The following is a 20,688-nucleotide window of genomic DNA, read 5'->3' on the forward strand; positions in this document are numbered from 1 at the left end:
CCCCCCACCCCACCGTCCGATATCCGCCAGCCGTCACCACCTCGCCGTGCCTAACCTCGGGAGCATGATGAACGCCAGTCCGACGACGAACCGCGCCGGCATCCACGCGGCGGCCGCGGCTGCCGTCACCGTCGTGCTGTGGGCCTCCGCCTTCGTGTCGATCCGCAGTGCCGGAACCGCCTACTCCCCCGGCGCCCTCGCGTTGGGACGGTTGCTGTCCGGCTCCGTCGTGCTCGGCGCCATCCTGGTCGTACGGAGGGCAGGACTCCCGCCGCGCTCGGCCTGGCGCGGCATCCTGATATCCGGCGTCCTCTGGTTCGGCTTCTACAGCGTCGTGCTGAACTGGGGCGAGCAGCAGGTCGACGCCGGCACCGCGGCCCTGGTCGTGAACGTCGGCCCCATCCTCATCGCGCTGCTCGGAGCGAAGATCCTCGGCGACCCCATGCCGCCCCGTCTGCTGGCGGGAATGGCGGTGTCGTTCGCCGGGGCCGTCGCCGTCGGACTGTCGATGTCCGGCGAGGGCGGTTCCTCGGTGCTCGGCGTCGTCCTGTGTCTGCTCGCCGCGATCTCGTACGCGGCCGGAGTGGTCGCCCAGAAGCCGGCGCTGGGACAGGCCGGCGCCCTCCAGGTGACGACCTTCGGCTGTCTGGTCGGCGCGGTGCTGTGCCTGCCGTTCGCCGGGCAGCTGGCCCACGAGGCGGCCCGCGCACCCGTGTCGGCGACGCTCAACATGGTGTACCTGGGCGTGTTCCCGCTGGCGCTGGCGTTCACCACCTGGGCGTACGCCCTCGCCCGTACGACCGCGAGCCGCATGGGCGCGACGACGTACGCCGTCCCCGCCCTGGTCGTGCTGATGTCCTGGCTGGCGCTCGGCGAGGTGCCGGGGCTGCTGACCCTCGCGGGCGGGGCGCTGTGCCTGGCCGGCGTGGCGGTGTCCCGGTCGCGGCCCCGGGCGACGGCGAGCAGCGTCGTGGCGGAGCCGCAGCGCGAGGAGGTGGCCTGAGCCGAGGCCACGGGGCGGCCTTGCAGGTGGCCGCCTACGCCGACGAGCACGGGATCACCACCGTGCAGACCGAGGAGCACCACGGCGCCGACGCCGTGCTCCCCGTACCGCTCAGAAGACCACGAGTGCCCGGCCGCCCTTCCCCGCGAGCATGTTCTCGAAGGCGGCCGGGATGCCGTCCAGGGCGATCCGTTCGGTGACCAGCGCGCCCAGGTCGAGGCGGCCGGAGCGGACGTGGTCGGCCAGGACCGGGAGGTCCTTCGCCGGGTCCGTGTTGCCGTAGACGCAGCCCGAGAGGGTGCGGCCCCAGTGGAAGATCTCCAGCGCGTTGAACGTGACCTGCTGGTCCTTGCCGCCGATGCCGACGACCGTCGTACGGCCGCCCCGGCGGGTCGAGTCCCAGGCGGTGCGGATGGTCGCCGCGCGGCCCACGCACTCGATCGCCGCGTCGACGCCCTGTTTGCCGGTCAGCCCCCGGATCACGCGGGCCGTGTCGTCGGACGCGAGCACGTAGTCCGTGGCACCGGCCGCCCGCGCCAGCTCCTCCTTCTGTGGGGAGACGTCGACCGCGACGATACGGGAGGCTCCCGCGATGCGGGCCCCTTGCAGCGCGGCCAGGCCCACTCCCCCGACGCCGTACACCGCGACCGTCTCGCCCGGCTGGACCTTCGCCGCGTGGTGGACGGCGCCGTAGCCGGTGAGGACCGCGCAACCGAGCAGGGCCGCGTCGGTGAGGGGGACGCCGTCGGGGAGGGGGAGGGCGCAGCCCGCCGCGACGACGGTCTCCTCGGCGAACGCGGCCACGTTGAGTCCGGGATGCAGATCGGTGCCGTCGGCGGTGCGGGCGTACACGTCCGCCGCGCCGTTCAGGGCGTTGGCGCACAGCCAGACCTCGCCCAGCGAGCAGGCATGGCAACTGCCGCAGGACGGGGCCCAGTTGAGGACGACCTCGGCGCCCGGGGCGACATGCGTGACGCCCTCCCCGACGGCGACGACCGTGCCGGCGCCCTCGTGGCCGAGCACGGCGGGCACCGGCACCCGCATGGTGCCGTTGGACAGGGACAGGTCGGAGTGGCACACCCCGGCCGCGGCGAGCCGCACCCGGACCTGGCCGGGGCCCGGGTCGGGAAGCTCGATGTCCGTGATCTCCAACGGGGCGCCCACTGCGGGCAGTACGGCTGCGCGAACCACTCAAACGCTCCTCAGAACTGCAGGGACTTGGTCTGGAGGTACTCGGCGAGACCGTGCGTGCCGAGCTCGCGGCCGACGCCGGACTGCTTGTAACCGCCGAAGGGGGCCAGGGGGTTGAAGCGGCCGCCGTTGATGTCGACCTGCCCGGTGTCCATCCGGCGGGCGAAGGCGACCGCCTCCGCCTCGTCGCCGGCCCACACGGCACCCGCGAGGCCGTACACCGTGCCGTTGGCGATGCGCAGGGCGTCCTCCTCGTCGTCGTAGCGCAGGACGCACAGCACCGGGCCGAAGATCTCCTCCTGGGCGACGGTCATCTCGGGGGTGACGTCCGCGAGGACGGTCGGGGAGACGAAGTAGCCCTGCTCGCCGGGCGATTCGGGTCCGCCGGCGACCAGCCCCGCTCCCTCCGCGACACCCTTCTCGATGTAACCGAGCACCCGCGCCTGCTGTTTGGCGTTCACCACGGGGCCGATGCGGGAGCCGTACTTGGCGGCGGCGGTGGCGGCCAGCTCGACCGCCTCCTCGTACTGGTCGCGGTGCACCAGCATCCGGGTCCAGGCGCTGCACGTCTGGCCGGAGTTGGACATGACGTTGGCGACGCCGACGTTGACCGCCTTGGCCAGGTCGGCGCTCGGCAGGATGACGTTGGCGGACTTGCCGCCCAGCTCCAGGGCGACCCGCTTCACGGCCCCGCCCGCCGTCGCGCCGATCCGCCGGCCCACGGCCGTCGACCCGGTGAAGGAGACCAGGTCGACATCCGGGTGCTCGGCGAGGGCCTGCCCGGCGACCGGTCCGAGCCCGGTGACCAGGTTGAAGACACCGGCCGGCACACCCGCCTCGTGGACCGCCTCGGCGAAGAGCTGGGCGACCAGCGGGGTGTCCTCGGCGGGCTTCAGCACGACGGTGCAGCCCGCCGCGAGCGCCGGGGCGACCTTGGCGACGATCTGGTGGAGCGGGTAGTTCCAGGGCGTGATCGCGCCGACCACGCCGACCGGCTCCAGGTAGACCGTCGAGTTCCCGTGCTTCTCCTCGAAGGCGTACGTCGTCACGAGGTCGGCGTACGAGCCCGCCACGGCGATCGGCACGGCGGCGTGGACGTTCTGCGAGAACTGCGGCGGCGAGCCGAGTTCGGCGGTGACCGTCTCGGCGATCTCGTCCTTGCGGGCGACGAGGACGTCCCGCAGGGCGGCCAGCCGCGCGCCCCGCTCGGCGGGCGGGGTGGCGGCCCAGCCCGGGAAGGCCGCACGGGCGGCCCGTACCGCCGCGTCCACGTCCTCGGCCGTCCCCGCGGGGACGTGCCCGATGACCTGCTCGTCCACCGGGTTCACGACGTCGATCACGTCCCGGCCCGCGGCGGAACGCCACTCCCCGCCGATGTACATGCCGTCATGTGCCTTCATGGTGCTCCTCAGGGCAGCGCCGCGGTTCGCGTCCCAACCTACCGACAGCCACATAAACTAGCGACGGTAGTTTTGAAACGCCAGACGCCGCAGCCCGTGAGGGCGCCAGACACCGAGGCCTGCGAGGACCGTCAGCCGTCGAGATCGGGCAACCTCGCCGGAGCCGGGCAGATCCGCTCACCGTGCTGGTCGAAGACGAACAGGTGGGCGATGTCGACCAACAGCGGCACCTGGAGTCCTCGGCGCAGATCGATGTCGGGCGTCGTGCGGACCACCAGATCACCGGGGAGCCGCGGCTCGGCGGGGGCCGGGGCCGGGACCGGCTCCGCGTCCCGCGACTCGTCGTCGAGCACCACCACGGGCCCGGCGCGCAGTGCCTCCGCCCGGTCCTTCAACCGGCCCAGGACGCTCGTCCCCCCGCGTCTGCGCCGGGCCTGCCTCCCGGGGCGCGGCGCCTCCAGATCCGGTACGACGGCGGGCTGGGAACCGGTGTTGAAGTGCACCAGCACCTCGTGCCCCTGAAACTCCACATGCTCGACCAGCCCCGTCAGCGGCACCTCCCCCGGCCGGGCGGAGCTGTGCTTGGCGATGCGGACGGCCTCCGAACGCAGCCCGACGATCACCTCCCGGCCCTGCTGGACCCGGAGCAACTGGTGGTCCAGCGACAGCGGTTCGGGCAGCCGCAGGAACTGCTTGCCGAGGCTGATGGTCATCGCGCCGTCCAGCGGGGCCCGCACCAGGCCCCGCAGCAGATTGATGCGCGGAGTGCCGATGAAGGCTGCGACGAAGACGTTGCGGGGCAGGGCGTAGACCGTGCGCGGGCTGCCCACCTGCTGCAGGACGCCGCCGCGCAGTACGGCGACCCGGTCGCCGAGCGACATGGCCTCGGACTGGTCGTGGGTGACGTACACCGTGGTGACGCCCAACTCGCGGGTGAGCGCGGCGATCTCGGCGCGCAGATGGTTGCGGAGCTTGGCGTCGAGATTGGACAGCGGCTCGTCCATCAGGAAGGCGGAGGGGTGGCGGGCGATGGCCCGGCCCATCGCGACACGCTGGCGCTCGCCGCCGGAGAGCTGGCTGGGGAAGCGGTCCAGGAGGTCCTCGATGCCGAGCATGCGGGCGGTGGCGTCGACCCTGGGGCGCGGGTCCTCGCCGGGGTTCTCCACCCGCAGCGGGAAGCCGATGTTGCCGCGGCCGGTCATGTTCGGGTAGAGGGCGAAGTTCTGGAACACCATCGCCATGTTCCGCTCGGACGGCAGGAGTTCGCCCGCCTCCTCGCCGTCGAGCAGCAGCCTGCCCTCGGTGATCTCCTCCAGCCCGGCGATCATCCTGAGCACCGTGGACTTCCCGCAGCCGGAGGGCCCGAGCAGGACCAGGAACTCGCCGGGCCGGATGTCCAGCGACAGCCGGTCCACCACGCGGACGCCCCGCGTGTAGGTCTTGGTCACGTCGTACAGAGAGATGGCGCGTGTCATGTCCGGTGCCCCCGAGGGCTGCAGGCGCTGGTGCTCCGCCGTCCGATGGCCTCGTGCGGGTCGTACGAGGTCTGTGGGTCACGGAAATTAACGGAATGTGTGCGGCCGGGGGAAGAGTCAGGGCGGTCCGGTTCGGACTGTGAGAAAGCGGACGATCAGGTTCAGCGTCCGGCCGGGGCCTCGAGGATCTGTGTGAGGTGCGCGAAGACGACGACGTTGCTGGTGTAGCCCGTCCTGCGGGTGTAGAGGCCACCGCAGGTCAGAACCCTCAGTTCGGGCCGCCGGCTGGGGCCGTACACCTCCTTGTCGGGGAAGTGGGCCTTGTCGAAGACCCGTACCCGGTCCACGGTGTAGACGGCGGTACGGCCGTCGGCGCGCCGGGCCTCGATGCGGCCGCCGCGCGGGACCTGCGCGAGGGCGGCGAAGACGGCGGGGCCGGTACGGGTGTCGCGGTGGCCGACCGCGATGGCGGTGCCGTTCTCGCCCGGCGAGGGCCCGTCCTGGTACCAGCCGACGAGCTTGGGCTTGTCGAGCGGCGGGGTCGCGAGTTGCCGGTCGGGACCGAGGCTCAGCCCGATGACCGGCGCGTCGATCCCCAGGGACGGTACGCGCAGTCCGGTCGCCGGGGACCGGGGCAGGGGCCTGGGTGGGGTGGCGGGCTCAGCGGGCGCGGGACGGCCGTCGGCCCCGGGGGCCTGGTCGGCGGAGGCTCGCGCGGGCGCCTGCCCCCTCGCGGACGCGGCCGGCTCGTGATGCCCGCCGCACCGGACGACCGTCACCAGGACGGCCACGATCGCGGCCGTCCTGGTGAGGCGGTAGGCGCGGGTCCGGTACCAGGGCCTGCGTCTGCGCCTACGCGGCACCATGCGAGCGGCGGCGGAGGATCCGGATGTACACGCCCGCGCTGATGGCGACCAGTCCGACGGCCGCGGCCGCGCTCAGTGGGGTGTACGCCTGCACGGTGTCGACGAGACCGCCGCCGCCGGCGTGCACGCCGCCCTTCGGCCCGCCGTCCTCGTGGCCGCCCCAGGAACCGCCCCCGGAGCCGCCCTCGTGGCCGCCGCCGGAGCCGCCCCAGGAACCGGCGCCGGGACCAGCCGCCTCACGGCCGTGGTCCTCGATGGTCCGGCCCGGGTCCTGGGCCCGGTCGTGGCCGCGCCGGCCGTTGCAGTCGACGACGAAGACCTTCTCCTTGGGGGCGACGGTGGGGACGGCGGTGGGGGCGCCGGCGACCGGCGGGATGGTCCACTGCAGCGTGTACCTGCCGTCGGCCAGGCCAAGCGTGTCGGTGTGGCCGGCGCCGCCGGCGAGGGAGATGGCGCCGCTCACGGTGGCCGCCGTGGGCAGCGGGGGCTGCGCCTTGATGGTGTAGTTGACGGTCGTCAGTTCGCCGAAGTTCTCCGCGTCCAGGTAGAACCGGCAGACGACGGGATCGTCCTTCGAGACACCGTAGGGCATCCGCTCATCGTGGATCCTGATGTCGGCTCCGTCTCCGGGGACGGCCACGGCGGCCGACGCCGCGGCCAAGCAGGCCCCTGCCGCGGTGAGGACGGTGAGGGCCGCGGCGCCGAGACGGGCACCGGCGGCGGACGGGGGCATCAAGGTGGGCATGGATGTTCCTCCGAGTCAGACGATTTTCACACAAATCGCTCTTTCACCTGACTCTCTTTCACATCCGCTCCACGGCGCACGGGAGCCCTGCCCGACGCGCCGTCAGATATCGCTCGACCGGCGCAACGGAGTGCCGGACCGGCCCTCCCGGCGGACGACTCCGGCCCCCGGACCGCCGTCCGGAGCCGACGACGACCGCACCGCCACCCCCGCCGACAGCAGCAACAGCCCGCCCAGCATGACGAACGGCGCCGCCACTCCGGCGATCCCCGCCACCAGCCCCGCCGCGGCCGGCGCGGCCACCTGGCCGAGGCGGTTGCCCGTCAGCCGCAGCGCGAGGGCGGTGGAACGGGCGCCGTCGGGGGCGGCCTGCACCACCGTCGTCATCGACAGCGGCTGTCCGACACCGAGACAGAAACCGAGCACCGCCAGCATCAGACCGAGCCCCCACACCGGCACCGGCAGGGCGACGCCCGCGCACAGCAGGGCGGCGAGCAGACAGGTCACCGTGAGCAGCAGAGGGCGGCCCAGCAGCCGGAGCAGCGGGGTCAGGACCAGCCGGCAGGCGATGGTCGCCCCGGCACGCAGACTGAGCAGCACGCCGATCACCGACGGCGCGATGCCCCGGTGCTGGCCGACGACCGGGAGATACGCGGTGAGGATGTCCGTGGCGGACAGCACCGAGAGGCTGATGAGCATGCCCGCCGGGACGCCCCGGGCGCGCAGGATGCCGCCGACGGGGACGCGGTCGCCTTGCGGGGGACGGGACTTGAGGGCGGTACGGTCCTCGATGCGCCACAGCGAGGTGAACGCGACGGCCGCGCCCGCGCCCGCCACCACCAGGGCGAGTGCGCTCGTGCCCGCCATGTCGGGCCCGCCGATCAGCGCGCCCGCGGCGATCGGGCCGACGAGCTGGCCGAGGGAGGCGCCGATGGTGAAGTGGCCGAAGTTGCGGTCCTGTTCGTGCGGCGCGGACTGGCGGGCGACCAGAGACTGGGCGCCGATCACGAAGCAGAGGTGGCCGAGGCCCATCACGCCGCTCCAGACCGCCATCGCCCACAGGGAGCCCGCGAGTCCGCTCAGTACGCAGCCGCCGGCGATGAGGACGACGCCGACGGGCAGCAGGGGAGCGCAGCGGCCGTGGTCGGTGCGTCGGCCCAGCGGTACGGCGGCGAAGAGGGGGAGCAGGGCGTAGACGCCCGCGATGACGCCGACGGCCCGCTCGTCGGCGCCCAGCGCCAGGGCCCGGTAGGAGACGGCGGGCCGGGCCATCGACACCGCCCCCTGCGCGAAGGAGAAGGCGATGACGAGGCGGAGCAGCCAGCCGCGGTTTCCACCGGGCCTCATGGGACGAACCTCCGTGGTGTGCTCAGATGATGCCGAAGAGGATCCCTGCCCCGAGCACGACCAGTGATGTGAGCGCGGCCCACTTGACCACGAACCTGGTGTGGTCGCCGAACTCCACCTTGGCCATGCCGACCAGGACGTAGACAGCGGGGACGAGCGGGCTGGACATGTGCAGGGGCTGGCCGACGAGGGAGGCGCGGGCGATCTCCAGTGAGGAGACGCCGTGGGCCTGCCCGGCCTCGGCGAGGACGGGGAGGATGCCGAAGTAGAAGCCGTCGTTGGACATGAAGTACGTGAGCGGGATGCTCAGGACGCCGGTGACGAAGGCCATGTGCGGACCCATGCCGTCGGGGATGTTGTCCACCAGCCACTTGGCCATGTGGTCGACCATGCCGGTGCCCTGCAGGACGCCGGTGAAGACGGCGGCGGCGAAGACCATTCCGGAGACGTTGAGGACGTTCTCGGCGTGGGCGCCGAGGCGGGCCTTCTGGTCGGGCATGTGCGGGAAGTTGACGGTGAGCGCGAGCGCGGCGCCGAGCAGGAACAGCACCGGGATCGGCAGCCACTCCATGATCATGGCGGTGAGCAGGGCGACCGTGAGCAGCGCGTTGAACCAGTACAGCCTGGGCCGCAGGGTGGGCCGGCCGGGGTCGAGGCCCTGGAAGCCGTCGTCCTCGGGCTGCTGGGGAAGGTCCGCGCCGGTGCCCGAACCGCCGCCGCTCTTGCGGCTCTTGCCCGTCCCCGCGCCGACCAGCAGCGTCTGCTGCTCGGCGGGCTCCTCCACGAGCACCTCGTCCAGCGTCAGCACGCCGAGCCGCCCCCGCTCGCGGCGGCCGAGGACGTACGCGAGGGCGATGACGAAGAGCAGGCCCACGGCGAGTGCCGGGATCATCGGCACGAAGATGTCGCTGGCGTCGAGCTTCAGCGCGGTGGCCGCGCGTGCCGTCGGACCGCCCCAGGGGAGCGTGTTCATCACGCCGTTGGCCATCGCGGCCACACCGGTCATCACGACCAGGCTCATCTTCAGGCGCTTGTAGAGCGGGTACATCGCCGAGACGGTGATCATGAAGGTGGTGGAGCCGTCGCCGTCGAGCGAGACGATCGCGGCGAGGAGTGCGGTGCCGACGACGATCCGGAGCGGGTCGGCCTTGCAGAACCTCAGGATTCCCCGGACGATCGGGTCGAAGAGGCCGACGTCGATCATCACACCGAAGTAGACGATCGCGAACATGAGCATCGCCGCGGTGGGCGCGAGGCTGGTGACGCCGTCGATGACGTAGTCGCCGAGCTTGGCGCCCTTGCCCACGAACACGCAGAACAGCGCGGGTATGAGCACGAGTGCCGCGATCGGCGACATCTTCTTCAGCATGATCAGGACCAGGAAGGTCGCGATCATGGCGAAGCCGAGGATGGTCAGCATGAGTGGATACCTAACGTTCGCCCTTGAACAGTCCACCGGGGCAGGCGGTGCGAGGAACGTTAGGTCCGTTCAAACGGCGTTAACAAGTAGTTGACGCTTGAGCAATAAGCGCAAAACCGCAGGTCACAGCGATGTCATGATCTCGATGGGCACCCCGTTGAGGACCGCGTTGCCCGACAGGGGGTCGAGGAGGCTGCCGTCGAGGAGCTGGTTGACGTTGACGCCCGGGTCCGTGGCGGCGTGGCGGAGGCGGGTGCCGGGGCGGTCGTGGCCCCAGCCGTGCGGCAGGCTCACCACGCCCCGGCGCACCCCGTCGGTGACCTCGGCGCGGGCGGTCACCTCTCCCCCGGCGCCCTTGACCCGTACCGGCGCCCCGTCGCGCACACCGAGCCGCTCGGCGTCCTCGGGGTGGATGTGCAGGGTGCAGCGGTTGGAACCGCCGGTGAGGGCGGGGACGTTGTGCATCCAGCTGTTGTTGGACCGCAGATGCCGGCGCCCGACCAGCACGAGCCCGTCGGGGCGCTCCCGCAACGCCCGCCGCAGGCGCGGCAGATCGTCGGCGATCGGCTGCGGCAACAGCTCGACCTTGCCGCTCCTGGTCTTCAGCAGCTGCGGAAGGCGGGGGCGCAGGGGGCCGAGGTCGATGCCGTGCGGATGCGCGAGCAGGCGGTCCAGGGACAGCCCGTCCGGTCGTGCGCCGAAGCCGTCGCCGTAGGGGCCGAGGCGGAGCATCATGTCGAGCCGCCGCTCCGGGCCGCTGACGCCGGTGAGCTGTGCGGCGAGTTCCTTGGTGTCGCGGCCGTGCACGGGCGAGTGGGGCTCCTTGACCGCCTTGCCGAGGGTCTGGCCGATGACCAGGTCGTCCACGGCGGAGGGATCGGCGCCGTGCATGCCGGTGGCGGCCAGGATCAGCCGGGCGAGTATCTCGGTCTCGGCCATCCGGCCGGGCTCCAGCGGGACGGCGGGGCGGCTGTAGCGGACCTGGTTGCGCACGGCGAGGGTGTTGAAGGCGAAGTCGTGGTGCGGGCTCTGCGAGGGCGGGGGCGGCGGCAGGACGACGTGGGCGTGGCGCGAGGTCTCGTTGAGGTAGGGGTCGACGCTGACCATGAAGTCGAGGGAGTCCAGGGCCTTGTCGAGCCGGTCGCCGTCGGGCGCGGAGAGCACGGGGTTGGTGGCGACGGCGATGAGGGCGCGGATCGGCTCGCCCTCGGCGGTCGCCGTGTCGATCTCCTCGGCGAGCGCGGAGAGCGGCAACTCCCCTTTCGCCTCGGGGTGCCTGCTCACCCGTGAGTGCCAGCGGCCGAGGGCGAACCCGTGGCCGGGTCCGGCGGGGCGGGGGGTCCTGTCCGTGGCCGCCTGCGGGAAGAGGGCCCCGCCGGGGCGGTCGAGGTTGCCGGTGAGGACGTTGAGCACGTCGACGAGCCAGCTGCCGAGGGTGCCGTACGGGACGGTGCAGCTGCCGATGCGCCCGTACACGGCGGCGGTCGGGGCGGCGGCGAGTTCGCGGGCGAGGGCGCGGACGGTGCCGGCGTCGACGTCGCAGGCGTCGGCGACGGCCTCGGGGGTGAAGTCCCGTACGGCTGCCCGCACTTCCTCGACGCCCTCGACGTGCGGGGCCAACTCGCCGAGTTCCACGAGGTCTTCCTCGAACAGGACGTGTGCCATCGCCGCGAGGAGCAGGGCGTCGGTGCCGGGGCGGATCGCGATGTGGCGGTCGGCGAGCTTCGCGGTGCCTGTGCGGCGGGGGTCGATGACGGTGAGGGTGCCGCCACGGGCCCTGAGGGCCTTGAGCTTGCCGGGGAAGTCGGGAGCGGTGCACAGACTGCCGTTGGACTCCAGCGGGTTGGCGCCGATCAGCAGCAGATGGTCGGTGTGGTCGAGGTCCGGCACGGGGATCGCGTTCGCGTCGCCGAAGAGCAGTCCGCTGGAGACGTGCTTGGGCATCTGGTCGACGGTGGACGCGGTGAAGACGCTGCGTGTGCCGAGTCCGGCGAGCAGGACCGGCGGATAGAGGGCGCCGGCCATGGTGTGCACGTTGGGGTTGCCGAGGACGACCCCGACGGAGTTCGGCCCGTAGCGCTCGACGACGGGACGGATGCCCGCGGCGACCGCGTCGAAGGCCTCCCCCCAGGTGGCCTCGCGCAGCTCCCCGTCCTTGCGCACCAGCGGTGCGCGCAGCCGGTCCGGGTCGCCGTCGACGGCGCCGAACAAGGCGCCCTTGGGGCAGATGAACCCCTTGCTGAAGACGTCGTCCCGGTCACCGCGGGCGCCGGTGACCCTGGTCCCCTCGATGGTCAGCGTCAGCCCACAGGTGGCCTCGCACAGGGGACAGATTCGCAGGGCGGTGCGGGACACGGGTCCTCCTGGGGCAGCGGTGCCTGTTCCCGAGGAGCATACCGACCGGTATGGACGGAGGGGAGCCCTCTTCGGGGGTGAGGTCGCGAACCCGCGGGTCCGGTCAGTCCAGAACCCGCGCCAGATACGCCCGCAGCATCTCCCGGGCCTCTTCGATGATCTTCTCGTCGCCGTCCGGGGCCACCCGGAAGGCCAGGTGGACCAGGGTGTCCGCGGTCTCCACGGCGATCAGGAACGTGCGGCGCAGATCGTCGTCCGGTTCGCGCTCCAGATAGCCGGAGAGCAGATCGGTGAGCCGGTCGGCGACACGGTGGTTGGGTTCGGCGTGGCGGGAGCCCACCGGGATCTGGTTGCCGAAGTCGACGAGGGAGAAGCCGGGGGCGGTGCGCTTCATGGCCAGGTACTCGTCGAGCACGGCGTCCATGGCGGTGCGCCAGCCTCCCTCGGTGGACTTCTTCAGCCGCTCGGTGACGCGTTCGGTGAAGCGCTCGAGGTTGCGCTGGGCGAGGGCGTCGGCCATCTGCCGCTTGTTGCCGAAGAAGCGGTAGACCGAGCCGATGGGGACGCCCGCGCGCAGTGCCACGGCACGGGTGCTCAGGTCGTCGTAGCCGACCTCGTCGAGGAGGTCGGCGCAGGCGTCGAGGATCCTGGTGAGTCGTTCGGCACTGCGCCGCTGCACGGGCGCACGGCGTAGCGATGTCGCGTGGGGCACGGGTTTCATGATGCCTTTCCGACGCGGTCCGGTGAACCTCGCCCCTCGGTACGGAGATCGATGCCGGATGCACTCATGGCGGCCGGGTCGGGGGTGGCACCGGGGCCGGCGGAGGCGGCCGAAGTCCCGCCCGACGCGGAGGGAGCCCTCGGTGTCCCGCCGGGAGTGCCCGAGGCGTCCGGCGTCCCGCCCGGCGTGGTGTCCGGCTGCGACACCGTGATGTCGGCCGTGCTCTGCACCGGCTTGCCCTTCACGGCCCACACCGTGCCGTCGTCGGCGTACAGCCGGGCGGTGACGTGGTGGGTGCCGCGGGTGACCAGGCGGGCCGGGAGGCGGTAGGCGGTGCCGCGCAGCCGGGTGACGGGCCGGCCGTCGACGAACAGGGAGGCGAAGCCGCGTCCGGGCACGGGTTTCGCCTTCGTACCGCCGGGCGAGAAGCGGAAGTGGTGGACGGTCAGCCGTACGTCCCAGGTGTCGTGGGCGTCGGGCAGCACCTCGATGCCGACGTCGGGAGCGCCCTTCTTGTCCACCTGGCGCAGCCGCCTGCCCTGCGGGTCGGTGTCGTCGAGGAGCTTGCCCACCGGTGACGTCGACGTCTCACCCTTCCCGTCCGTCCTCCCGTGCCCGTCGCCGGCCCCGCAGCCCGCGGATCCGGCCAGCAGCAGGACACAGGCCGCGAGCACGGCAAGGAGTCCCCGCGTCCACGACATGCCCGGGAGCGTAGAACACCGGTACGACAGGCGAATCCCCCTGGAGTCTTGTTCTGGTTCCTCCCTGGTGAGGAGGGCCGGGGTGGGCCGGGTCCCCCTTGCGGCTGCCGGGACGCAATCCTATGGTGGAACATAGGAATCACGTCGCAAGGGAGCGGCCATGAGCGGGGACGCGCGCAAGACGGCGGAGGGGCTCAGCTACCTCTCCGGTTTCGGCAACGAGCACAGCTCGGAGGCGGTACCCGGCGCCCTGCCCGAGGGCCGCAACGCCCCGCAGCGCGCCCCCCTCGGGCTCTACGCGGAGCAGCTCAGCGGCACGGCGTTCACCGAGCCGCGCGCCCACAACCGCCGCTCCTGGCTCTACCGCATCCGCCCCTCGGCCGCCCATCCGGCGTTCACGGAGACGCACAACGGCTGGATCCGCACGGCTCCCTTCACGGAGTCGGTGCCGGATCCCAACCGCCTGCGCTGGGACCCCCTGCCGGAGCCCGCGGAGGGCACCGACTTCCTGGCCGGCCTGTGGACCCTCGGCGGCAACGGCGACGTCACCCAGCGCACCGGCATGGCCGTGCACCTCTACCACGCCACCGCCTCCATGGACCGCGTCTTCAGCGACGCCGACGGCGAGCTGCTGATCGTCCCGGAGCGCGGCGGACTGCTGCTGCGCACGGAGTTCGGGCTGCTGCACGCGGAGCCGGGCCATGTGGCGCTGATCCCCCGTGGGGTGCGCTTCCGGGTGGAGCTGCTGGACGCTTCAGCCCGCGGATATGTGTGCGAGAACTACGGCGCCCCCTTCCGCCTCCCCGACCTCGGCCCGATCGGCGCCAACGGTCTCGCCAACGCCCGCGACTTCCGCGCGCCCGTCGCCGCCTACGAGGACGTCGAGGGCCCGGTGGAGGTGGTCAACAAGTTCTGCGGCAACCTCTGGACCGCCACCTACGACCACTCCCCGCTCGACGTGGTCGCCTGGCACGGCAACCACGTCCCGTACGTCTACGACCTGCGCCGCTTCAACGTCATCGGCAGCATCTCCTACGACCATCCCGACCCGTCGATCTTCACGGTGCTGACGTCCCCGTCGGACACCCCCGGCCTGGCCGGCGTCGACTTCGTGGTCTTCGCGCCGCGCTGGCTGGTGGGCGAGGACACCTTCCGGCCGCCGTACTTCCACCGGAACGTGATGAGCGAGTACATGGGGCTCGTCGAGGGCGCCTACGACGCGAAGGCCGAGGGCTTCGTGCCGGGCGGCGGCTCGCTGCACAACATGATGTCGGCGCACGGCCCGGACCGGGAGACGTTCGACCGGGCGAGCACGGCGGAGCTGAGGCCGCAGAAGATCGACGACGGGCTGGCGTTCATGTTCGAGACGCGCTGGCCCGTCCTGCTCACCGCGCACGCGGCCCAGGCGGACCATCTGCAGCCGCACTACGACGACGTGTGGCGGGGACTCGAGCGCCACTTCCGGCCGTTGCACTGATCGCCCGTGACCGGTACGGATAGCCCGTGACCTCCTTCGCCCCGGACTCGATCGTCCTGAACCGCAAGCTGCCGCTCTGGTACCAGGTCTCGCAGTCCCTGCGCGCCTCGATACTCGGCCGCTCGCCCCAGGACCCCCTGCGGCTGCCCACCGAGGAGCAGTTGGCGGGGCACTACGGGGTCAGCGTGCTGACCATGCGGCAGGCGCTGAAGGAGCTGGAGGACGAGGGCCTGATCACCCGGCACCGGCGCCGCGGCACCTTCATCGAGCCCGGTGCCCGCCGGGCCGCTCCGGTGCGACTGCTCGGCTCGGTGGACGCGATCGTGGCCCAGCAGTCCGGCATGACGACCGAACTGCTGGACCACGGCAGCGCCTCCGTGCCGCCCGAACTCGCCGAGTTCTTCCCGGAGATCGACGAGGTGGCCACGTACCACCGGCTGCGCGGCGACGAGAAGACGGGCGAGCCGACCAACCACGCCCGCAACTACGTGCGTCCGGACATGGCCGCGCGGATCGACCCCTCGGACCTGGTGCGCCGGCCCATGACCAAGGTGCTGCGGGACGTCGTGGGCGCGGACATCAGCCGCATCACGGACACCGTGGAGGCGCGGCTGGCCGACCCGGAGACGGCCAGACTGCTCCACGTCCCGCTGCTCAGCCCGATCCTGCACTACACGGGGGTGACGTACGACACCGCGGGACGGGTCCTGGACGTGGCGGTCATCCACTACCGCGGTGACCGCTTCTCCTTCACGGTGACTCTGGACGCCACGTGAGCTCACGTTCGGTGGCAGGTCGTACGATGCCCAGCGTGACGCACGACGACGCTCCGCCGCTGGCGGACCTCATGCCGTGGTCCGTCGCACCGCCGCGGCTCGGCCGGGGGTGGCCGACGGGCCCCGACGCGGCATCCCTGAAGGCCCGCTGGGACGCGCTGCTGAAGGCGGACGGTCCGGACCGGGAGGCCCTGTTCGAGCCGACGCGCTCCCGCACACCGCACACGGCGGTGGGGCAGCTCCCGGGGCAGTCGAGCGGCACGGAGAAGCTGATCCGCGCCTCCGGCCCCTGCCCCGAGCCGGTACGGGTCCTGCACGCGCCCTTCGACGAGCAGTGGCTGATCCCCGACCACCGCCTGATCGACACCGCCCGCCCGGAACTGTGGCGGGTGGCGGACGGGCAGCAGATCTTCGTGGTGGAGACCCCGTCGGAGACGGACGGCCCGCAGCTGCTCGCCACCTCCCACCTCCCGCTGCTCCGCCCGGGCCGCATCCGCCCCCTCTACCGTCGCCCGGGCGGCACCGAACCCAACCTGGCGCCTGGCCTGACGGAGCATCTGGGCTCCCGGCTCGGAACGCCGGTGCGGGCGCCGGACGTTCTGGCCTGGATCATGGCGACGGTCCGCCAGGACCTCACCGTGCCCCTCCCGGAGGATCCCGAACTCTGGTCCCAGGGCGTGGAGTTGGGCCACCGTCTGCTGTGGCTGATGCGGCGCGACGGTGAGCGGCCCCGGCTCCCCGGCGGCCGCCGCCCCTACGTCCGCGCCCCGCTCCCCTCGCGTCCCCTCACCCTCGACTACGACCGCGACGAGGAGACCCTGCTGCTGGACGAGGGCCGCATCTCCCCCGTGCCGCCGGAGGCCTGGGACTTCGAGGCGGCCGGAGTCCGGGTGCTGGAGCAGTGGTTCGGCGCGCGGACGGCGGAGCCCGAACCGGGCACCCTGTCGGCGATCCGCCCGGCGACCTGGCCGCAGGCGTGGACGTCGGAACTGCTGGAGCTGATCACGGTTCTGGCGCTGCTGGCGGAACTACGGCCGCAGCAGCGGGAGCTGACGGTACCGGCCACGATCACGGCGGCTGAGCTGGCGACGGCGGGCGTGCTGCCGGTGCCGGAGGCCGCCCGCCGACCCGCTTCGGTCCTGGACCACCACGAGGAGGGCCCGGAGGGCCAGTTTGCACTGATCTAGCCCCTGGCGGGGGCGAAGGCGTCGAGGATCTTCTGCAGCGCCGGGTCGAAGACGGCGTCCAGGCCGCTCGGCCCCGTCCCAGGTCACTGCTGTGGTGCGCGGCGCTGATCGCCGTGTTCCTGCCGCCGGCCGTGCGGAGGTACGCGCGCGGGGAGCGCTGACCTGCACGGCCGTCGACGTGGGCGGAGTCGGACCGGGGTACGGAGCGGGTGGGTCGTACCGGAGGTGACGGATCGGGGACGTTGCCGCGCCCGGGTGTGAGCCCGGGCGACGCTGCATGCCGTGGGGATGACGGACGACGAGACCGCAGCGCTGTGCCGGGCGGCGCGGCGACCCGAGCGCGGCCCTTTGCCAGGCGGACGCCGGTGTTTCTCAGCGACCGCCGAACAGCGAACGCGTGAGCCGGCGCAGCGGCGCGAAGAGCGAGACGCGGCGGACCCGCGCACCCCGGTCGCTGCGGGTCTGCGTGGTGTCACGAGCGGTCAGCTCGAGCATCAGCGAGGTCGCCTCGGCCGTCTTCTGCTGCGGCACGGCGGGACCCGCCAGCACCGAGAGATGACGGTCCAGACGCGAACTGCTCGCGCTGCTCCCGTAGGTGATCGCAGGGACCCTGGCCCTGCTGCGCACTGTTATCTGTTCCATGTCACTCCCCACCCGTACGAGTCCACCCGGCCCGGGCAGGGTAACCCTATCGCCCCAACCGGGCACTCGTGTATCGCGGTCACAGGATTCACCTTCCCCGTAAGGGTGTTGACGACGCCTCGGTCGTCACTCTCCGAATCCAACCGATTTCAGGGCGAGTTGGACAATCGGCTGGCTGGTGGGCTGCGGGGAACCCCCGTCGGGCTCGACGGTCACTGCGAGTGATGTAGCAGACTTGTTGAGACCGGTCGCGACCAAGGGCGTGTCGCCGGTCGGGAAGAGCCCCAGGGAGCGTGGTTGCGCGCCGGGGCGCATGAGCCACAGCTGGTGCACCCGTCCGCCGGGCGGAACGCCGTATCCGCTCAGCGTGACGATCGCCTGTCCCTCGGACGCGGAGGCGACCACCGCGAGACTTCGCCCCTGGGCGTCCCTGCCGGCACTCGCGCGGGCATCCGGAGCTGCGAGAACGTGGGCGATCTCACGTGACTGCGCCCGCTCCGCGTCCAGCCGGTCCTGCGTCCGGTTCGCCTGGACGGCGAAGAGCGAGGCGACCACGAGGGCCGCGGCGGCCGTCGCGGTGGCGAGCGGCGCGAACAGGGGGCGGCGCTCGCGGGGCGCACGGGAGCGGGCCGGCGGCGGCTGCGTGCCCCAGACGTGCGGCGGCAGCTGGGGCGTGTGCTCCCGCGCCGGCCCCTGATCCTGCGGAGTGGCGCGTACGGCGGCCAGCACCCGGTCGCGCATCGCGGGCGGCGGCTGGGCGGCCGTGGACCAGGCGAGGCGGACCGCGTCCTCGGACAGCGCCCGCACCTCGGCGGCACAGGAGGGGCACGACTTCAGGTGCCGCTCGAAGCGCACCCGCTCGGCTGGATCCAGGGCGTCGAGCGCGTAAGGGGCGGCGAGCGAGTGCAGGTCCTCGCGGCCCAGCATCCGGTCGAGGAGACTCATGCGACACCTCCCAGGCACTTGCGCAGCTGGGTGAGTCCATCGCGCATACGGGTCTTGACGGTGCCCAGCGGCAGGGAGAGCCGCTCGGCCACTTCACGGTACGTGTAGCCGTCGTAGTAGGCGAGCGTGACGGACTGGCGCTGCAGCGCGGTGAGGCGATCCAGGCAGCGGCGCACCAACTCACGCTCCAGGCCCGCCTCGACTTCCTCGGTCACCTGGTCGAAGGCGGTGCTGTGGGCCCGGCGGGCCTCGCGCTGCTCGCGTTCGCCGGCCGCGCGGGCGCTGCGCACCCGGTCGACGGCGCGACGGTGGGCGAGGGTGAGGATCCAGGACAGCGCGCTGCCCCGGCCGGGGTCGAACCGGGCGGCGGAGCGCCAGAGTTCGAGCAGCACCTCCTGCGCCACCTCCTCCGACTGCGCGGGATCGCGTACGACACGGCGCACCAGCCCGAACACCGGCCCGGACACGAGTCCGTACAGCGCTTCGAAGGCCTTCTGGTCGCCGCCGGCCACGAGTACCAGAAGCTCGTCCGCCTCCACTCGGTCCCTCTCTTCCCGGCCGCATGGGCCCCGTCCTGTCACACCAGGCATTCGCAACGAACGCACCTCCGGATGGGGTTACGGATCAGCGGACCGAAAAAGCGGGTGCGCGCTCGCTGAAACAAGATCTCAAGTTCCGCGTAAGAACGTTTGGGATTCGACCAATCCACCCTGCCGACCGCTCCGAATCAGCGTTCGTCAGGCAAGTTGGGACTGAGGACGGACGGCATGACAACTGACTCCAGGAGCGGCGCGGGACGCAGGAGCATCGCGACCCTGATAGCCGGCGCACTGGCCGCGGGAGGGCTCGCGGCCGCCGGCGTGGCAACGCTGGAACCGGGGGCGGCATCCGCCTCCAGCCACCGGGAGGCCCCGCTGATCTCGGGGCAGCCGCAGTACGACAACACGGACCTGTACGCGTTCGTCAGCCCGGACAAGCCGGACACGACGACGCTCATCGCCAACTTCATCCCCTTCGAGGAGCCGGCGGGCGGCCCGAACTTCTACCAGTTCGCCGACGACGCCCAGTACGACCTCCACATCGACAACAACGGGGACGCGCAGGGCGATCTGCTGCTGCGCTACACGTTCAGGACGCAGACGAAGAACAAGAAGTCGTTCCTGTACAACACGGGCGTGGTCAACAACCTGACCGACCCCGACCTGAACATCACGCAGACCTACGACATCGACCTGATCAAGCTGAAGAACCAGCGGGTCGTCTCCAAGACCAAGCTCGCCGACGACATCCCGGTGGCCCCGTCGGACGTCGGCAAGGCGTCGATGCCCGACTACAACAAGCTGCGCGAGCAGGCGATCTACAAGCTCTCCAACGGCGGCCAGACCTTCGCCGGCCAGGCCGACGACCCGTTCTTCGCGGACCTCCGCGTCTTCGACCTGCTGTACGGCGGGAACCTCTCCGAGGTCGGCCGGGACACCCTCAAGGGCTACAACGTCAACTCGATCGCCCTGCAGCTGCCCAACGACATGCTCACGGAGTCCAAGCACCAGCCGGTGATCGGCGTCTGGTCGACCGTCCAGCGCAGGAACGCGCAGGGCTACTACGAGCAGGTCTCCCGTCTGGGCAACCCGCTGGTCAACGAGGTCGTCAACCCGATCAAGGACAAGGACAAGTTCAACGCGTCCTCGCCGTGGGAGGACGGGCAGTTCCTGAAGAACGTGACCAACCCGGAGCTGCCGAAGCTCATCGAGGCGATCTACAAGATCAAGGCGCCGTCGGAGCCGCGCAACGACCTCGTCGACGTGTTCCTCAAGGGCGTCAAGGGCCTCAACCAGCCGCCGTACGTGAAGGCGGCGGAGGAGCTGCGCCTCAACACCTCCATCAAGCCCACCGCCTACCCGAAGCGGCTCGGTGTGCTCGACGGTGACAACGCGGGCTTCCCGAACGGGCGTCGCCTCACGGACGACGTGATCGACGAGGCGCTGCAGGTGATGGAGGGCGAACTGGTCGGTTCCAAGAACGACCTGGGCGACGCGGTCGACAAGAACGACAAGGGCTTCGGCAAGTACTTCCCGTACCTGGCCAACCCCACCTCCGGCTCGCGCGGTGCCACCGCCAAGGGCGTCACCAGCGGCAACGACGTCAAGAACCAGCTCGGTGACGCGCTGCAGCCGGCGAGCGCGGGCGGCATGGACAACACCACCCTGATCGCCGCCTCCGCGGGCGGCGGCGCGGCCGGCATCGCCCTGATCGGTGCCGGACTGATGTGGTGGCGCCGGATGCGGAGCCGGGTGTACTAGGCCGGTCCCGCACGGAGGTCGGCGAGCCGCACGCCATGGCGCCCCGGGGGCGCCGGGCGGGGCGGGCCCCGACCCCTCCGACGGAGGACCGGGCGGTTCTTCGGAGCGGCCCCGCCCGGTCCTCGGCCCTCCACAGA

Annotated in this window: 18 protein-coding genes; 5 read left to right on the forward strand and 13 right to left on the reverse strand. The window is 71.9% G+C overall.

Going from position 1 to position 20,688, the window contains the following annotated elements:
• Positions 1-64 precede the first annotated feature (64 nt).
• On the forward strand, positions 65-1,003 hold the full coding sequence (locus GRC12_RS18930; RefSeq protein ID WP_439959896.1) for a DMT family transporter: 939 nt from the start codon (positions 65-67) through the stop codon (positions 1,001-1,003).
• Positions 1,004-1,114: 111 nt separating this feature from the next.
• Here GRC12_RS18930 and GRC12_RS18935 read toward each other — a convergent pair whose 3' ends face one another.
• The 10 genes from GRC12_RS18935 to GRC12_RS18980 all read right to left on the reverse strand — a co-directional run bounded on the left by GRC12_RS18935 (position 1,115) and on the right by GRC12_RS18980 (position 13,224).
• On the reverse strand, positions 1,115-2,194 hold the full coding sequence (locus GRC12_RS18935) for a Zn-dependent alcohol dehydrogenase (RefSeq protein ID WP_208780492.1): 1,080 nt from the start codon (positions 2,192-2,194) through the stop codon (positions 1,115-1,117).
• Between the two features lie 11 nt (positions 2,195-2,205).
• On the reverse strand, positions 2,206-3,594 hold the full coding sequence (locus GRC12_RS18940; RefSeq protein ID WP_208780493.1) for an aldehyde dehydrogenase family protein: 1,389 nt from the start codon (positions 3,592-3,594) through the stop codon (positions 2,206-2,208).
• Between the two features lie 131 nt (positions 3,595-3,725).
• Positions 3,726-5,069 carry an ABC transporter ATP-binding protein gene (locus GRC12_RS18945; protein ID WP_208780494.1) on the reverse strand — a complete coding sequence of 448 codons (1,344 nt, stop codon included), beginning with the start codon at positions 5,067-5,069 and terminating at the stop codon, positions 3,726-3,728.
• Positions 5,070-5,230: 161 nt separating this feature from the next.
• Positions 5,231-5,935: a class F sortase gene (locus GRC12_RS18950; RefSeq protein WP_208780495.1), complete on the reverse strand. Its 705-nt coding sequence runs from the start codon at positions 5,933-5,935 to the stop codon at positions 5,231-5,233.
• Positions 5,922-6,680 (reverse strand): hypothetical protein, encoded by a 759-nt coding sequence (locus GRC12_RS18955; RefSeq protein ID WP_208780496.1) that lies wholly within the window; start codon positions 6,678-6,680, stop codon positions 5,922-5,924. Before GRC12_RS18955 ends, GRC12_RS18950 begins: the two co-directional genes overlap by 14 nt.
• A gap of 102 nt (positions 6,681-6,782) precedes the next feature.
• Positions 6,783-8,027, reverse strand: a complete 1,245-nt coding sequence (locus tag GRC12_RS18960) for an MFS transporter (RefSeq protein WP_208780497.1) — start codon at positions 8,025-8,027, stop codon at positions 6,783-6,785.
• Positions 8,028-8,049: 22 nt separating this feature from the next.
• Positions 8,050-9,447, reverse strand: a complete 1,398-nt coding sequence (locus tag GRC12_RS18965; protein ID WP_208780498.1) for a CitMHS family transporter — start codon at positions 9,445-9,447, stop codon at positions 8,050-8,052.
• Positions 9,448-9,570: 123 nt separating this feature from the next.
• Positions 9,571-11,802, reverse strand: a complete 2,232-nt coding sequence (locus GRC12_RS18970; RefSeq protein WP_208780499.1) for a molybdopterin oxidoreductase family protein — start codon at positions 11,800-11,802, stop codon at positions 9,571-9,573.
• Between the two features lie 103 nt (positions 11,803-11,905).
• Positions 11,906-12,523, reverse strand: coding sequence for a TetR/AcrR family transcriptional regulator (locus GRC12_RS18975; RefSeq protein ID WP_208780500.1), 618 nt, complete (start codon positions 12,521-12,523; stop codon positions 11,906-11,908).
• Entirely contained in the window at positions 12,520-13,224 is a 705-nt protein-coding gene (locus GRC12_RS18980) for a hypothetical protein (protein WP_208780501.1), read from the reverse strand. The genes GRC12_RS18975 and GRC12_RS18980 overlap by 4 nt, the downstream gene beginning before the upstream one ends.
• Before the next feature lie 160 nt (positions 13,225-13,384).
• Between GRC12_RS18980 and hmgA the strand changes: the two genes are divergently transcribed.
• The 3 genes from hmgA to GRC12_RS18995 are packed head-to-tail and all read left to right on the forward strand — an operon-like array spanning position 13,385 to position 16,664.
• A complete protein-coding gene (gene hmgA, locus GRC12_RS18985; RefSeq protein ID WP_208780502.1) occupies positions 13,385-14,701 on the forward strand; it encodes a homogentisate 1,2-dioxygenase in 1,317 nt (438 codons plus the stop codon).
• Positions 14,702-14,727: 26 nt separating this feature from the next.
• Positions 14,728-15,477, forward strand: a complete 750-nt coding sequence (locus GRC12_RS18990; RefSeq protein WP_208780503.1) for a GntR family transcriptional regulator — start codon at positions 14,728-14,730, stop codon at positions 15,475-15,477.
• Positions 15,478-15,503: 26 nt separating this feature from the next.
• Positions 15,504-16,664: a type ISP restriction/modification enzyme gene (locus GRC12_RS18995; RefSeq protein ID WP_208780504.1), complete on the forward strand. Its 1,161-nt coding sequence runs from the start codon at positions 15,504-15,506 to the stop codon at positions 16,662-16,664.
• Between the two features lie 372 nt (positions 16,665-17,036).
• Here the strand turns inward: GRC12_RS18995 and GRC12_RS19000 are convergent, their stop codons facing one another.
• From GRC12_RS19000 to GRC12_RS19010, 3 genes are all read right to left on the reverse strand, one after another.
• Positions 17,037-17,306 (reverse strand): hypothetical protein, encoded by a 270-nt coding sequence (locus GRC12_RS19000; protein WP_208780505.1) that lies wholly within the window; start codon positions 17,304-17,306, stop codon positions 17,037-17,039.
• A 126-nt stretch (positions 17,307-17,432) separates the two neighbouring features.
• Positions 17,433-18,251, reverse strand: coding sequence for an anti-sigma factor (locus GRC12_RS19005; protein WP_208780506.1), 819 nt, complete (start codon positions 18,249-18,251; stop codon positions 17,433-17,435).
• Complete coding sequence (locus GRC12_RS19010; RefSeq protein WP_244373272.1) at positions 18,248-18,841, reverse strand: sigma-70 family RNA polymerase sigma factor; 594 nt, start codon at positions 18,839-18,841, stop codon at positions 18,248-18,250. The genes GRC12_RS19005 and GRC12_RS19010 overlap by 4 nt, the downstream gene beginning before the upstream one ends.
• A 177-nt stretch (positions 18,842-19,018) precedes the next feature.
• Here GRC12_RS19010 and GRC12_RS19015 point away from each other — a divergent pair, with 177 nt between their 5' ends.
• On the forward strand, positions 19,019-20,551 hold the full coding sequence (locus GRC12_RS19015; RefSeq protein ID WP_208780507.1) for a DUF4331 domain-containing protein: 1,533 nt from the start codon (positions 19,019-19,021) through the stop codon (positions 20,549-20,551).
• The last annotated feature ends 137 nt before the right edge of the window (positions 20,552-20,688 follow it).

This window comes from Streptomyces griseorubiginosus, assembly GCF_017614965.1.
Lineage (GTDB): Bacteria > Actinomycetota > Actinomycetes > Streptomycetales > Streptomycetaceae > Streptomyces > Streptomyces griseorubiginosus_B.

What these genes read in the sequence shown, in the direction of transcription:
- GRC12_RS18930 (WP_439959896.1), top strand. Translation starts at nt 65, where the DNA reads ATGATGAACGCCAGTCCGACGACGAACCGCGCCGGCATCCACGCGGCG.
- GRC12_RS18940 (WP_208780493.1), bottom strand. Translation starts at nt 3,594, where the DNA reads ATGAAGGCACATGACGGCATGTACATCGGCGGGGAGTGGCGTTCCGCC.
- GRC12_RS18945 (WP_208780494.1), bottom strand. Translation starts at nt 5,069, where the DNA reads ATGACACGCGCCATCTCTCTGTACGACGTGACCAAGACCTACACGCGG.
- GRC12_RS18950 (WP_208780495.1), bottom strand. Translation starts at nt 5,935, where the DNA reads ATGGTGCCGCGTAGGCGCAGACGCAGGCCCTGGTACCGGACCCGCGCC.
- GRC12_RS18955 (WP_208780496.1), bottom strand. Translation starts at nt 6,680, where the DNA reads ATGCCCACCTTGATGCCCCCGTCCGCCGCCGGTGCCCGTCTCGGCGCC.
- GRC12_RS18960 (WP_208780497.1), bottom strand. Translation starts at nt 8,027, where the DNA reads ATGAGGCCCGGTGGAAACCGCGGCTGGCTGCTCCGCCTCGTCATCGCC.
- GRC12_RS18965 (WP_208780498.1), bottom strand. Translation starts at nt 9,447, where the DNA reads ATGCTGACCATCCTCGGCTTCGCCATGATCGCGACCTTCCTGGTCCTG.
- GRC12_RS18975 (WP_208780500.1), bottom strand. Translation starts at nt 12,523, where the DNA reads ATGAAACCCGTGCCCCACGCGACATCGCTACGCCGTGCGCCCGTGCAG.
- GRC12_RS18980 (WP_208780501.1), bottom strand. Translation starts at nt 13,224, where the DNA reads ATGTCGTGGACGCGGGGACTCCTTGCCGTGCTCGCGGCCTGTGTCCTG.
- hmgA (WP_208780502.1), top strand. Translation starts at nt 13,385, where the DNA reads ATGAGCGGGGACGCGCGCAAGACGGCGGAGGGGCTCAGCTACCTCTCC.
- GRC12_RS18995 (WP_208780504.1), top strand. Translation starts at nt 15,504, where the DNA reads ATGCCCAGCGTGACGCACGACGACGCTCCGCCGCTGGCGGACCTCATG.
- GRC12_RS19000 (WP_208780505.1), bottom strand. Translation starts at nt 17,306, where the DNA reads ATGGAACAGATAACAGTGCGCAGCAGGGCCAGGGTCCCTGCGATCACC.
- GRC12_RS19005 (WP_208780506.1), bottom strand. Translation starts at nt 18,251, where the DNA reads ATGAGTCTCCTCGACCGGATGCTGGGCCGCGAGGACCTGCACTCGCTC.
- GRC12_RS19010 (WP_244373272.1), bottom strand. Translation starts at nt 18,841, where the DNA reads ATGCCTGGTGTGACAGGACGGGGCCCATGCGGCCGGGAAGAGAGGGAC.
- GRC12_RS19015 (WP_208780507.1), top strand. Translation starts at nt 19,019, where the DNA reads ATGACAACTGACTCCAGGAGCGGCGCGGGACGCAGGAGCATCGCGACC.